This window comes from Streptomyces sclerotialus (genome assembly GCF_040907265.1).
Classification (GTDB): domain Bacteria; phylum Actinomycetota; class Actinomycetes; order Streptomycetales; family Streptomycetaceae; genus Streptomyces; species Streptomyces sclerotialus.
On sequence record NZ_JBFOHP010000002.1, the window covers coordinates 3,675,556 to 3,687,975 of the forward strand.

Genomic DNA, 12,420 nt, shown 5'->3' on the forward strand with positions numbered 1-12,420 from the left:
CGCCGCACGCCCGCTCTCCCGCGCCGCGCCCCCGTGGTACGCATGAGCCATGGCTGACGTACACCGCGAGCAGTCCCGCGCCCCGCACGGCCCTCGTGACGCGCTGACGGACGTACCGGGCCTCCGGGTCGGGCACGCGCAGCGGACCGGGGCCGGGCATCTCACCGGCACGACCGTCGTCCTCGCGCCCGAGGGCGGCGCGGTCGCCGCCGTCGACGTCCGGGGCGGCGGACCCGGCACCCGGGAGACCGACGCCCTGGACCCGCGCAATCTCGTGCAGCGCGTGGACGCCGTCGTCCTGACCGGTGGCAGCGCCTTCGGGCTGGACTCGGCGTCGGGCGTCGCGGCCTGGCTGGAGGACCACGGCCGTGGCTTCCAGGTCGGCCCGGATCCCGCCCAGGTGGTGCCGGTGGTGCCCGCCGCCGCCCTCTTCGACCTGGGGCGGGGCGGCGACTGGCGGGCCCGTCCGGACGCGGCGCTCGGCCGGGCGGCCGTCGAGGCGGCGCACCGCACCGCTTCGGGCGCGGCGGTGCCGCAGGGCAACGTGGGTGCCGGCACGGGCGCGGTGGCCGGCGGGCTGAAGGGCGGCGTCGGCACGGCGAGCGTCGTCCTGTCCTCGGGGGTGACGGTCGCGGTGGTCGCGGCGGTCAACGCGGCGGGCTCACCGGTGGACCCGGTGACCGGCCTGCTGTACGGGCAGCTGTACGAGGGCGCGGCGCGGCCGCCGGCGCCCGAGGTGCACAGCGCGGCGGTGCGCCACCTGGCAGCGGCCCGCGCGGAGTCCGCGGCGCGCTCGGCCGCATCCGTACGCCCGCCCCTGAACACCACCCTCGCCGTCGTCGCCACGGACGCGGCCCTCACCCGTGCCCAGGCGCAGAAGCTCGCGGGCACCGCCCACGACGGGCTGGCCAGGGCGGTACGGCCGGTGCATCTGCTCTCGGACGGCGACACGGTCTTCGCGCTGGCCACCGGCGACCGGCCGGCGGCTCCGGAGAGCGCGGAGAACGACCCGGTGTTCGCCGTGCACGCGGAGGCCGGCGCGGTCAACGAGATCCTGGCCGCGGGCGCCGACGCGATGACCCGCGCCGTCGTGAAGGCCGTGCTGGCGGCGGAGGGCGTGGACGGCCCGGGCGGCGTCTTCCCCTCGTACGCCGACCTGTACGGGGCGGCCTGAGACGTCTGATGGCCCCTCAGGCGGCCCAAGGGATCGGACGCAGTGCGGGACCCCTCAGGCAACGCCGCACTCAAGGCCGGTGATGGCCTGTCAGGCAGCACGAGAGGCCGCCCCTCACGCTCCCTGCCCCCTCACGCCCCCACCGCTCCCGCCGCATCGTCGTGTGACCACCGGTGGTAGAAACGGCCGTATGCCCATACCGCCGCCCACCCTCGTCCAGCCGGCCCCCGAGGCGCAGCCCGCCGTCAAGCGGCGGCGGCTGTGGTGGCACCGGCTGATCCTGGGGCTGTGGTACCGCCCGGTGGAGGTGCTGGACGAGGCGCGCGACCGTGGGGCGAGCAGCGCCGCGGTGCTGCTGACGCTGCTGGGCGGCGCGCTCGGACTGCTGACCTCGGGGTCGTTCCGGTCCCAGTGGGAGACCGGGCCGCGCGAGGTGGCCTGGCAGATCGCCGGTATGACCGAGGCGGGCGTGCTGGTCGCGAGCCTGGGGCTGGGGCTGGTCACGCACGCCATAGCCCGCACGCTCGGCGGCAACGGCCGGCTCCGTCCGACGGTCAGCCTGTTCGTCGTGGTGTTCTGGGTGACCGATCTGCCGCGGCTGCTGCTGGCCTTCGTCCTTCCCGAACAGCATCCCGTCACGCAGGCGGTGGCGCTGACGACCTGGGGATTCGGCTGCGCGCTGGCGGTACTGCTCATCCGGGGGCAGCACCATCTGCCGACGCTGCGGGCGGTGGGCGCGGTGGCGGTCCAGATGCTGGCGTCCCTGGCGCTGCTCAAGCTCGGCCCGGCCGGCTGACGGGCCCTCACCCGACGGCGGCGCACGACAGGCCCGTCACCGGCCACGTACCGCGCAGCGATCCTCTTACCGCGCAGCCATCCTCGCCCCCACTTGGCGGCCCTCAGTACCGCGTGGCGATCCCCGCCAGTACCGCGTGGCGTCCCTCAGTACCCCGTGGCGTCCCTCAGTGCCGCCGGGTCAGCTCGCGTACCAGGCCGGCGAACGCCTCGCGCTCGGCTGCCGTCAGCTCCACGCTCTCCGACGGCGGGACGACCTGCCGCGGCACGGCCTTGAGCAGCCGCGGCGCCGTGCCCGGCGGCTGGGGTGCGGGGCGGTCCCTGCGTACGGTTCTGACCAGCCCGATGGCCCAGGCGAGGGTCGCGAGCAGCAGGACGGCCAGGCCGATCTGCTGCAGGGTCGAGACGGAGGGGAGCATCCGGTCCTCCATGGCGTACGGGCGCGGCGCGGCGCCGGTGCACTCGGCGCCGACGGCTGACGCGGATCAGTAGACACCACGCCTCGGCACTTATGACAGGTTTTTATAGGACTTAGGCCCCGAAGTGACGCATCTCCCACCACTACCGGACCTTCCCGCATCACTCAGGGTCCTTCCCGCATCACGCCACAACCATCCCTCATCCCACCGCATCAGGTGCGCGGTCCTCAAGAAACGCCGGCAGGACCGCAAGAATCCCGCCACAGTTCCGCGCCGCGTCCGTAAGGATCCAGCGGCCCGCGGCGTGGTGTCCCGGCTTCGGCGCGTTTCACCGGTACGTCCCCACCACTCCTGCACGGAGGAGTCGGGCGGGGTCCGTTGGACGCATCGGAGGGTTCCGCCGGGTCAAGATCGTCCGTCAGCATGGCGGCGCACCACTCACCCGATACGACAACGGGATCACCGGACAAGGAACCACCGGACAACGGGACCACCAGAACACCCGACGGAGGAGTGCGCGTGGAGTGTACGGACCTGCCGAAGCCCCTCGACGGAGTACTCGTCGCCGACTTCAGCCGGGTGCTGGCGGGGCCGCTGGCCGCCGCGACCCTGGCCGACCTGGGCGCCCGAGTGGTCAAGGTGGAGCGGCCCGGCGCCGGTGACGACACCCGGGCCTGGGGGCCGCCGTTCGCGGCCGACGGCACGGCCGCGTACTTCGACGCCGCCAACCGCTCCAAGCGCGGCCTCGCCCTGGACCTCTCGGTGCCGGACGACGCGGCGGCCGCACGCGCACTGGCCGCCAGGGCGGATGTCCTGATCGAGAACTTCCGGCCCGGCGCGCTCACCAAGTACGGCCTGGACCCCGCGTCGTCGATCGCGGCCAATCCGGGGCTCGTGCACTGCTCGATCACCGGCTTCGGGTCCGGCGAGGGCGCCCGCCTGCCGGGATACGACTTCGTGGTGCAGGCGGTCGGCGGGCTGATGAGCATCACGGGGGAGCCCGGCGGGCCGCCCCTGAAGGCCGGCGTCGCGCTGGTCGACGTACTGACCGCGAAGGACGCCACGACCGCCGTCCTCGCGGCGCTGCGCCACCGGGACCGTACGGGCGAGGGGCAGCACGTCGAGGTGAACCTGCTGTCCTCGCTGCTGGGTTCGCTGGTCAACCAGGCGTCCGGGCACCTGGCCACCGGCCGCGACCCGGGCCCGATGGGTAACCGGCACCCGAGCATCGCGCCCTACGAGACGCTGGCCTGCCGTGACGGGCTGCTGGCGGTGGCGGTGGGCAACGACCGGCAGTTCCGGGCGCTGGCCACGGCGCTCAGCGCGCCGGAGCTGGCCGATGACCCGCGCTTCGCGACCAATCCGGACCGGGTGGTGCACCGTACGGAGCTGGTCAAGGAGCTGGAGGCACGGCTGGCTGCGGACACCCCGCAGGGCTGGACCGAGCGGCTGAGCGCGGTATCGGTGCCGTGCGGGCCCGTCAACACCCTGAGTGAGGCCATCGAGTTCGCGACACGACTGGGGCTGGATCCGATCGTTCCGGTCGGCGAAGGACGGGTACCGCAGGTACGCAGTCCCCTGCGGTTCTCGCGTACACCGGTGGCCGAACCGGTGGCGCCACCGCGGCTGGACGAACACGGAACGCAGCTCCGCGAGTGGCTGGCGGGCCCCTCCGACCAGCCACTTCCCCCACACGTGTGACATCTGTCACAAGATATGGAGAGCTGCAACCAAAACGGCTCACAGTCGCTGTTTAACAACAGTGGACCAACACTCTTGCCTGGAGCAGCTCGTGACAACGCCGGACAACGCCGCGCCCGCACAGCCCCGCAATTCGCGCCCCGCGCGCTCGGTGCGGCGCGGCCTCGCGGCGGCCGCTCTGCTCGCGGCCGGCGCACTGGCCCTGACCGCCTGCGGTGGCGACGCCACGGGCGCGGGGAACAAGGACGGCCAGGCCGGGGCCGACGCCGCGGCCGCCAAGGACGCCTCGGACGCCAAGATCAAGGTCTCGGCGAAGGACGGCTCCAACGGTGCCAGCATCAACGGCACGAACGTCAAGGTCAGCGGCGGGAAGCTGACCGAGGTGACGCTCACCCGGACCGACACCGGCGAGAAGATCGCCGGTTCCATATCCGGCGACGGCACCGGCTGGAAGCCGGACGTGCAGCTGGAGCGCGGCACCAAGTACCAGCTCGCCGCGAAGGCCAAGGACTCCAAGGGCCGGGCCGCGACCGAGAACTCCACCTTCACCACGGTCTCGCCCGCCAACAGCTTCATCGGCACCTTCACCCCGGACGACGGCAAGACCGTCGGCGTGGGCATGCCGGTCTCCTTCAACTTCGACAAGGCCATCACCGACCAGAAGGCCGTGCAGTCGCACATCACGGTGACGTCCAGCAGCGGCCAGGAGGTCGTCGGCCACTGGTTCGGCAACCAGCGCCTGGACTTCCGCCCGCAGGACTACTGGAAGGCCGGCTCCAAGGTCACGATGAAGATCGACCTGGACGGCGTGGAGGGCGCCGACGGCGTCACCGGCGTCCAGGACAAGACGGTCACCTTCACCGTCGGCCGCTCGCAGGTCTCCACCGTCGACATGAACACCCAGCAGATGACGGTCGAGCGGGATGGCAAGGTCCTCAAGAAGATCCCGATCTCCGGCGGCAGCCCCGAGAACCCGACCTACAACGGTCAGATGGTGATCTCGGAGAAGTTCAAGGAGACCCGGATGGACGGCTCCACGGTCGGCTTCACCAACAAGGACGGCAAGGGCGAGTACGACATCAAGGACGTGCCGCACGCCATGCGGCTGTCCTCGTCCGGCACGTTCATCCACGGCAACTACTGGGGCTCCCCCTCGATCTTCGGCAATGCGGGCACCAGCCACGGCTGCGTCGGCCTGCGGGACGCCAAGGGCGCCAACAGCGACACCCCGGGCAAGTGGTTCTTCGACAACTCGCTCATCGGTGACGTGGTCGTCGTGAAGAACTCCAAGGACGAGACGATCAAGCCCGACAACGGCCTCAACGGCTGGAACATGCCGTGGGACGAGTGGAAGGCCGGCAGCGCCGCCTGACCGAACCGACACAGCGAAACACCACCCCGCTGCCGGGCACTGGCAGCGGGGTGGTGTGCTCATGGGGAATGCCGGAGCGGCGGACCGCCCGGGAGCGGGGGGCCGTGTCAGGCGGCGACCGGCTCCTTCCGGCTCTCGGCAGCCGGCTGCTCCGCCCCCTCGGCGGCGGCCGGGGCGACCGCCTCCGTACCGGTCTTCCGCAGCCCCTTCAGGACGACCACGAGGACCGTGCTGACGGCCACGCCCGCCGCGATGGCCACCAGGTACAGCAGCGGCTGGCCGATCAGCGGGACCACGAAGACGCCGCCGTGCGGGGCGCGCAGCGTGCAGCCGAACGCCATGGACAGCGCGCCGGTCACCGCGCCGCCCGCCATGGAGGCGGGGATGACGCGCAGGGGGTCGCCCGCGGCGAACGGGATCGCGCCCTCGGTGATGAAGGAGGCGCCCAGCACCCAGGCGGCCTTGCCGTTCTCCCGCTCGGCCTTGGTGAAGAGCTTGCCGCGTACGGTCGTCGCCAGCGCCATCGCCAGCGGCGGGACCATGCCGGCCGCCATCGCCGCGGCCATGACCTTCAGGCTGCCGTCGTTGGGGTTGGCCAGGCCGCCGACCGCGAAGGCGTACGCGACCTTGTTCAGCGGACCGCCGAGGTCGAAGCACATCATCAGGCCGAGGATGACGCCCAGGATGATCGCGTTGGCGCCGGTCAGGCCGGACAGCCAGTCGGTCAGCGCCTTCTGCAGCGAGGCGATCGGCTTGCCGACGACCAGGAACATCAGGAAGCCGACCACCGCCGAGGAGATCAGCGGGATCACCACCACCGGCATGATGCCGCGCAGTGGCGCGGGCACCTTCACCCGCTGAATGGCCATCACCACCGCGCCCGCGAGCAGACCGGCGATCAACCCGCCGAGGAAGCCCGCGTTGATCGTCAGCGCGATCGAGCCGCCGACGAAGCCCGGTACGAGGCCCGGCCGGTCGGCCATGCCGTACGCGATGAACCCGGCCAGCACCGGCACCAGGAAGGTGAAGGCGACGTTGCCGATCTGGAAGAGCAGCGCGGCCCAGCTGCCGGTCTCCGTCCAGACGAAGTGCTCGGCGACGGACGGGGCCTTGTTGATCTCGTAGCCGCCGATCGCGAAGGCGAGGGCCATCAGCAGACCGCCCGCAGCGACGAACGGCACCATGTAACTGACACCGGTCATCAGCCACTTGCGCAGCCTGGTGCCGAAGCCGTCGCGCTCGTCGGCGTCCCGGTCCATCGGCGCGTCGGGGCTCGCGGCCGGCGCGCCGACCTCGCCGCGCGCGGCCTTCTCCCGTACCTCGGCGATGAGTTCGGCGGGGCGGTTGATGCCGGCCTTCACACCGACGTCGACGACCGGCTTGCCGGCGAACCGGTCCCGGTCCCGTACCTCCACGTCGTGCGCGAAGATCACGCCGTCCGCGGCCGCGATCACCGCCGGGTCGAGACGGGTGAACCCGGCCGATCCCTGCGTCTCGACGACCAGCTCCACGCCGGCCGTCTCCCCCGCCTTCGTCAGCGACTCGGCGGCCATGTAGGTGTGCGCGATACCGGTCGGGCAGGACGTGACCGCGACGATGCGGAAGGGGGCGCCGCCGGACGGGGTCCCGTCGGAACCGGTCCCGTCGGAACCGGTTGTGTCTGTGGCGGCGTCGTCCGTGGCGGCGTCGTCCGCGACGGACTCCGCGGTGGCGGGCTTCGTAGTGGCGGGCTCTGCGGGGGCAGGCTCCGTAGCGGCGGGCTCCGCGGTTTCCGCGGCCGCCGCGGCCTCGCCGGCCCCAGGAGCCTCCGCAGGCTCATCGGCAGCGGGGGCCTTCGCAGACTTGTCGGCCGCGGGGGCCTCCGCCGCCGGTTCGTCCCCGCGTACCAGCGCGGCCGCCCGCTCCGGGGCGTCCGCCGACCGCAGCGCCCCGGTGAACTCCTCGTCCATCAGGTGCCGGGCCAGCGTCGAGAGGATCGACAGGTGGTCGGCGTCACCGCCGGCCGGGGCGGCTATCAGGAAGATCAGGTCGGCCGGGCCGTCCGCCGCGCCGAAGTCGATACCGGCTGCGCTGCGCCCGAAGGCCAGCGTCGGCTCGGTGACATGGGCGCTCCGGCAGTGCGGGATGCCGATGCCGCCGTCCAGCCCGGTGGGCATCTGGGCCTCGCGCGCGGCGACGTCCGCGAGGAACCCCTCCAGGTCGGTGACGCGACCGGCCGCCACCATCCGTTCGGCCAGCGACCTGGCGGCCGCTTCCTTGGTGTCGGCGGACAGGTCGAGGTCGACCAGGTCCGCGGTGATCAGCTCACTCATCGCGGGCTCCCTCTGTATTCCCGGCCCGTCCGGGCGACCAGCCCGTCCGGCGCTTGAGGACGAACGTCTGCCGGGCGGTCCCGGCGTACCGAACCGTTCATGACACGGCCTCCGTCAAGGGGCGGTCCATCGGGACCGCATCCGTCACCGTCACGTCCGACGGCCGCAGGTCGTCGGGCGACGGCATGACGCTGCCCGGCAGCTGCACCGCCGCCGCGCCGTGCGCCACCGCCTCGGCCAGCGCGCGCGGCCCCGTACCGCCCGCCGCGAGGAAGCCGGCCAGCGACGCGTCGCCCGCGCCGACGTTGCTGCGTACGGCGTCCACCTCGGCGGTGCCGTAGTACGTGCCGGTGGCGTCGACCAGCAGCTGCCCGTCCGCGCCGAGCGAGGCGAGCACCGCTTCGGCACCCAGCGCGCGCAGCTCCTCCGCCGCCTTGACCGCGTCGCCGATCGTGGCGAGCGGGCGGCCGACGGCCTGCGCCAGCTCCTCGGCGTTGGGCTTGACCACGTCGGGGCGGGCGCGCAGGGCCGCGGTCAGCGACGGGCCCGAGGTGTCCAGGGCGATCCGGGCCCCGGCCCGGTGCGCGCGGGCGACCAGGTCGGCGTACCACTCGGGGGCCAGTCCGCGCGGCAGGCTGCCGCAGCAGGCGATCCAGGCGGCGCCCGAGGAGCGCTCCCGCACGGTCTCCAGCAGCGCTTCGGACTCCGCCGCCGACAGCTCGGGGCCGGCCGCATTGATCTTGGTGAGGGTGCCGTCGGGCTCGGCGACCGCGATGTTGGAGCGAGTGGCCCCGGCGACCGGCACCGGCGCGACCTCTATCCCCTCGGCCACCAGCAGGTTCGCGAGCGCCTGCCCGGCCGGGCCGCCGACCGGCAGCACGGCGAGCGTCTCGTGCCCGGCGGCGGCGACCGCCCGGGAGACGTTGACGCCCTTGCCGCCGGGGTCGACCCGGTCGGTCCCGGCCCGCAGCACGGCGCCGCGCTCCAGGGCCGGCACCTCGTACGTACGGTCCAGGCTGGGGTTGGGGGTGACGGTGAGGATCATGCGCGTACTACTTCCGTGCCCGCGCGCTCGATGGCGAGGGCGTTCTCGGGGCTGAGCCCGGTGTCGGTGATCAGGAGGTCGACGTCGGAGAGGTCGCCGAAGCGGGCGAAGTGCTGCTGCCCGAACTTCGAGGAGTCGGCGATCAGCACGACCCGCCGGGCGGCGGCGATCACCGCGCGCTTGACGGCGGCCTCGGCGAGGTCGGGGGTGGTCAGGCCGCCCTCCAGCGAGAAGCCGTTCGTCGCGAGGAAGAGGACGTCGGCGTTGATCTCGCGGTAGGCGCGCAGCGCCCAGTCGTCGACGGCGGCCCGCGTACGGTGCCGGATACGGCCGCCGACGAGGTGGAGGGTGAGCCCGGGGTGGTCGGCGAGGCGGGCGGCGACTGGCAGGCCGTGGGTCACGACGGTGACGTCGGACTCCAGCGGGAATTCCGCTGCCAGCCGGGCCGCGGTGGTGCCCGCGTCGAGGATCACGCTGCCGTCGTCGGGCAGCTCGGCCAGCGCGGCCCGGGCGATGCGGTCCTTCTCGTCGGCGGCGACGGTGTCCCGCTCGGCGAGGTCGGGCTCGAAGTCCAGCCGGCCCGCCGGTATCGCGCCGCCGTGCACCCGGCGGACCAGCCCGGCGCGGTCCAGCGCCTTCAGGTCACGCCGTACGGTCTCGGCGGTGACCTGGAATTCCTCGGCGAGGGAGAGGACGTCGACCCGCCCGCTGTCCCGGGCGAGGCGCAGGATCTCCTGCTGGCGTTCCGCTGCGTACATGCGACCTGGGTCCGTTCCGTTCCTGTCCGTACGATGCCCGAACGTGTGGTTTCACCGGCAGGCTACGCTCGGATTTCCGCAAAGTAAACAGACTCGGGCAGCCGACAGACACAAACGGGCATGCCGAGGTTCGGGGTCTTGGGGTCCTGAGGGCCTGGGGGCCTGGGGGCCTGGGACTCATGGGGTCTTGGGGTCTTGAGGCCCTGGGGCTCTGAGCTCTGGGGCTCTGGGGCCCCTGGAGTCCTGGCACGCGGGCAGCGAAGAGCCCCGGCGCTCGGGGGAGGGCGCCGGGGCTCGTACCGGGGGGACCCTGCGAAGGGTCCCGATATGGCGGGACACCTCACGGGAGTCCCGTTTTGGGATGAAGAAGCGTTACGCCGCGGCGTCGAAGCCGGTGTCGTGCGCCATGCGCTTCAGCTCCAGCAGGGCGTGCTTCTCTATCTGGCGGATCCGCTCACGGGTCAGGCCGTGCTGCTTGCCGACCTCGGTCAGGGTCCGCTCGCGGCCGTCCTCTATGCCGTACCGCGCCTTGATGATCGAGGCGGTGCGGCCGTCGAGGCGGTCGATCAGGTCCTCCAGCTCCTCGCTGCGCAGCAGCGTGAGCACGGACTGCTCGGGCGAGGCGGCCGAGGTGTCCTCCAGCAGGTCACCGAACTGCGTCTCGCCCTCGTCGTCCACGGACATGTTCAGGCTGACGGGGTCGCGGGCCCAGTCCAGGACGTCGCTGACGCGCTCGGGCTTGGCGCCCAGCTCGGCGGCGATCTCCGCGTGCTCCGGGTCACGGCCGTGCTCGCGGTTGAACTCGCGCTGCACACGCCGGATGCGGCCCAGCTCCTCGACCAGGTGGACGGGCAGCCGGATCGTGCGGGACTGGTCGGCGATGGACCGCGTGATCGCCTGACGGATCCACCACGTCGCGTACGTGGAGAACTTGAAGCCCTTGGCGTAGTCGAACTTCTCGACCGCGCGGACCAGACCGGCGTTGCCCTCCTGGATCAGGTCCAGCAGCGGCAGTCCGCTGCGGGGATAGCGGCGGGCGACCGCTACGACCAGGCGGAGGTTGGAACGGATGAAGACGTCCTTCGCCTTCTCGGCCTCGTCGACCAGTGCCTGCAGCTCCTCGGGCGTCGCGCCGGCGGCGTTGCCGTCGGTCACCTCGCCGTCCAGGATCTGCCGGGCATAGACACCCGCCTCGATGGTCTGCGACAGCTCGACCTCTTTGGCGGCGTCGAGCAGGGGCGTACGCGCGATCTCGTCGAGGTACATGCCGACCAGGTCGCGGTCGGCGATCTCCCCGCCTACGGCGCGAACACTGTTGGCCCCGTCAGCACCGCTCGAGGTGGGCTGACGACGGGCGACGGCACGGGTTGCCATGCGTGTGCTCCCTTAGCGATGAGTCGGTCGCGGGATGGTGGCGGCCGGGACACCTGATCCCTGCTGTTTGCTGGGCCGAGTGCCCCCGTCTGATGGAAACAACGGCTGGAAACCGGACAGAATTCCCACGACGCCCCCTCGTTTTTCTGATCATGCAGTACCCTGCGGGCCCACCCAGGGAGGCCAGGTCATGTCCGAGTGCAGGGAAGTGCAGGTCAGACCGGGCATCGAAGCGGATCTGGCGGCCCTCACGGACCTCTACAACCACTACGTCCGTGAGACGGCCATCACATTCGACACCGAGCCCTTCACCCCCGAAGAGCGCCGTCCGTGGCTGCTCTCCCACCCCCAAGACGGTCCGCACCGTCTTCTGGTTGCCCAGGAGACCGCGGGCGACCGGTCCGGCCCCCTCCTCGGGTACGCGACCACCAGCCCCTTCCGCCCCAAGGCCGCGTACCGCACCTCCGTCGAGGTCACGGTCTATCTCGCCCCCGAGGCCACCGGCCGCGGCATCGGCACGCTGCTCTACAAGGAGCTCTTCGAGGCCCTGGAGAGCGAGGACGTGCACCGCGCGTACGCGGGCATCGCACTGCCCAACCCCGGCTCGGCCGCACTCCACGCCCGCTTCGGCTTCCGGCACGTCGGTACGTACGCGGAGGTGGGCCGCAAATTCGGCCGCTACTGGGACGTGGCCTGGTACGAGAAGGAACTCGGCGGGCACTGAGGCGCCGCGGACGCGGGCTCCCAGTGGGCCGGACCCTGGTCCACTGAGGCACCGAGGACACGGGCTCTCAGTGGGCCGGCCCCTGATCCACTGAGGCACCGCGGACACGGGCTCTCAGTAGGCCGCCCCTGTCCACTGAGGCGCCGTGGGCGTGGGCTCTCCAGGGGGCCGGGGTCGGGTCCCGGGCTGATCCAGTTGACGGGGGCCACGGCCGGGTGTCGCCTGGAGGGAGGGCGAGAGAGAGGAGCCGTCATGCAGACGCACGCTCGCACCCGCAGGACAGCCACCACGACCGCCGCCCCGCGCCGGCATTCCATGGCGGTCACCACCGGCGTCCCCGTCGTGGGCGGCATCGCCTACGGAATCTACGCGGGGCTGCTCGACCACAGCACCGGGTCGTCCAGCATCCACGCGTTCCTGCTGGGACTGATCGCCACCGCGGTGACAGTCGTCCTCGGGCTGGCCCTGATGCACGTCCAGGACCGCATGATCACGGAGGTCCGGGCCCTGGCGTACGGCGTGCTCTTCGGAGCCACAATGGGCTTCCTCTACAGCCTGGCGGAGACCTCGACGGCACTGAAGGCCTCGGGCTTCGGCGCCCTCTTCGGCGCGATCATGCTCGTCGTCGCCCTGTACCTCTTCCGCACCCACGGCTCTCCGGGCACCCGGCGCTAGCCCCTCGTCCCGGACGCTCCGCCCGCCGGCCCTCGGACCGGCGGGCGGAGCCTTTGCCGGTCCCCCGAGCG

At 72.4% G+C, this 12,420-nt stretch carries 11 protein-coding genes; 6 read left to right on the forward strand and 5 right to left on the reverse strand.

Translation table 11 applies throughout. The features are described from left to right. Positions 1 to 49: 49 nt before the first annotated feature. Positions 50 to 1,174 (forward strand): P1 family peptidase, encoded by a 1,125-nt coding sequence (locus tag AAC944_RS16190; RefSeq protein WP_030617154.1) that lies wholly within the window; start codon positions 50 to 52, stop codon positions 1,172 to 1,174. Between the two features lie 190 nt (positions 1,175 to 1,364). Then, positions 1,365 to 1,970 (forward strand): YIP1 family protein, encoded by a 606-nt coding sequence (locus AAC944_RS16195; RefSeq protein WP_078888655.1) that lies wholly within the window; start codon positions 1,365 to 1,367, stop codon positions 1,968 to 1,970. Positions 1,971 to 2,136: 166 nt separating this feature from the next. Here AAC944_RS16195 and AAC944_RS16200 read toward each other — a convergent pair whose 3' ends face one another. Then, positions 2,137 to 2,388 (reverse strand): hypothetical protein, encoded by a 252-nt coding sequence (locus AAC944_RS16200; protein WP_030617149.1) that lies wholly within the window; start codon positions 2,386 to 2,388, stop codon positions 2,137 to 2,139. A gap of 513 nt (positions 2,389 to 2,901) precedes the next feature. Here AAC944_RS16200 and AAC944_RS16205 point away from each other — a divergent pair. Both AAC944_RS16205 and AAC944_RS16210 read left to right on the forward strand, forming a co-directional pair. Further along, positions 2,902 to 4,089, forward strand: a complete 1,188-nt coding sequence (locus tag AAC944_RS16205; RefSeq protein WP_438272807.1) for a CaiB/BaiF CoA transferase family protein — start codon at positions 2,902 to 2,904, stop codon at positions 4,087 to 4,089. Between the two features lie 79 nt (positions 4,090 to 4,168). After that, positions 4,169 to 5,461, forward strand: a complete 1,293-nt coding sequence (locus AAC944_RS16210) for a L,D-transpeptidase (RefSeq protein WP_030617147.1) — start codon at positions 4,169 to 4,171, stop codon at positions 5,459 to 5,461. Between the two features lie 107 nt (positions 5,462 to 5,568). On the opposite strand, the gene AAC944_RS16215 is transcribed toward AAC944_RS16210, so the two are convergent. The 4 genes from AAC944_RS16215 to AAC944_RS16230 all read right to left on the reverse strand — a co-directional run bounded on the left by AAC944_RS16215 (position 5,569) and on the right by AAC944_RS16230 (position 10,950). Beyond that, positions 5,569 to 7,773: a PTS fructose transporter subunit IIABC gene (locus AAC944_RS16215; protein WP_030617146.1), complete on the reverse strand. Its 2,205-nt coding sequence runs from the start codon at positions 7,771 to 7,773 to the stop codon at positions 5,569 to 5,571. Positions 7,774 to 7,870: 97 nt separating this feature from the next. Next, positions 7,871 to 8,818, reverse strand: a complete 948-nt coding sequence (gene pfkB, locus AAC944_RS16220; protein WP_030617145.1) for a 1-phosphofructokinase — start codon at positions 8,816 to 8,818, stop codon at positions 7,871 to 7,873. Further along, positions 8,815 to 9,576 carry a DeoR/GlpR family DNA-binding transcription regulator gene (locus AAC944_RS16225; protein WP_030617144.1) on the reverse strand — a complete coding sequence of 254 codons (762 nt, stop codon included), beginning with the start codon at positions 9,574 to 9,576 and terminating at the stop codon, positions 8,815 to 8,817. The genes pfkB and AAC944_RS16225 overlap by 4 nt, the downstream gene beginning before the upstream one ends. A 372-nt stretch (positions 9,577 to 9,948) precedes the next feature. Beyond that, complete coding sequence (locus AAC944_RS16230; protein WP_030617143.1) at positions 9,949 to 10,950, reverse strand: sigma-70 family RNA polymerase sigma factor; 1,002 nt, start codon at positions 10,948 to 10,950, stop codon at positions 9,949 to 9,951. Positions 10,951 to 11,140: 190 nt separating this feature from the next. Here AAC944_RS16230 and AAC944_RS16235 point away from each other — a divergent pair, with 190 nt between their 5' ends. Both AAC944_RS16235 and AAC944_RS16240 read left to right on the forward strand, forming a co-directional pair. Further along, positions 11,141 to 11,674, forward strand: a complete 534-nt coding sequence (locus AAC944_RS16235; RefSeq protein ID WP_030617141.1) for a GNAT family N-acetyltransferase — start codon at positions 11,141 to 11,143, stop codon at positions 11,672 to 11,674. 252 nt (positions 11,675 to 11,926) lie between these two features. Beyond that, entirely contained in the window at positions 11,927 to 12,349 is a 423-nt protein-coding gene (locus AAC944_RS16240; protein WP_196943063.1) for a hypothetical protein, read from the forward strand. Positions 12,350 to 12,420: the final 71 nt, after the last annotated feature.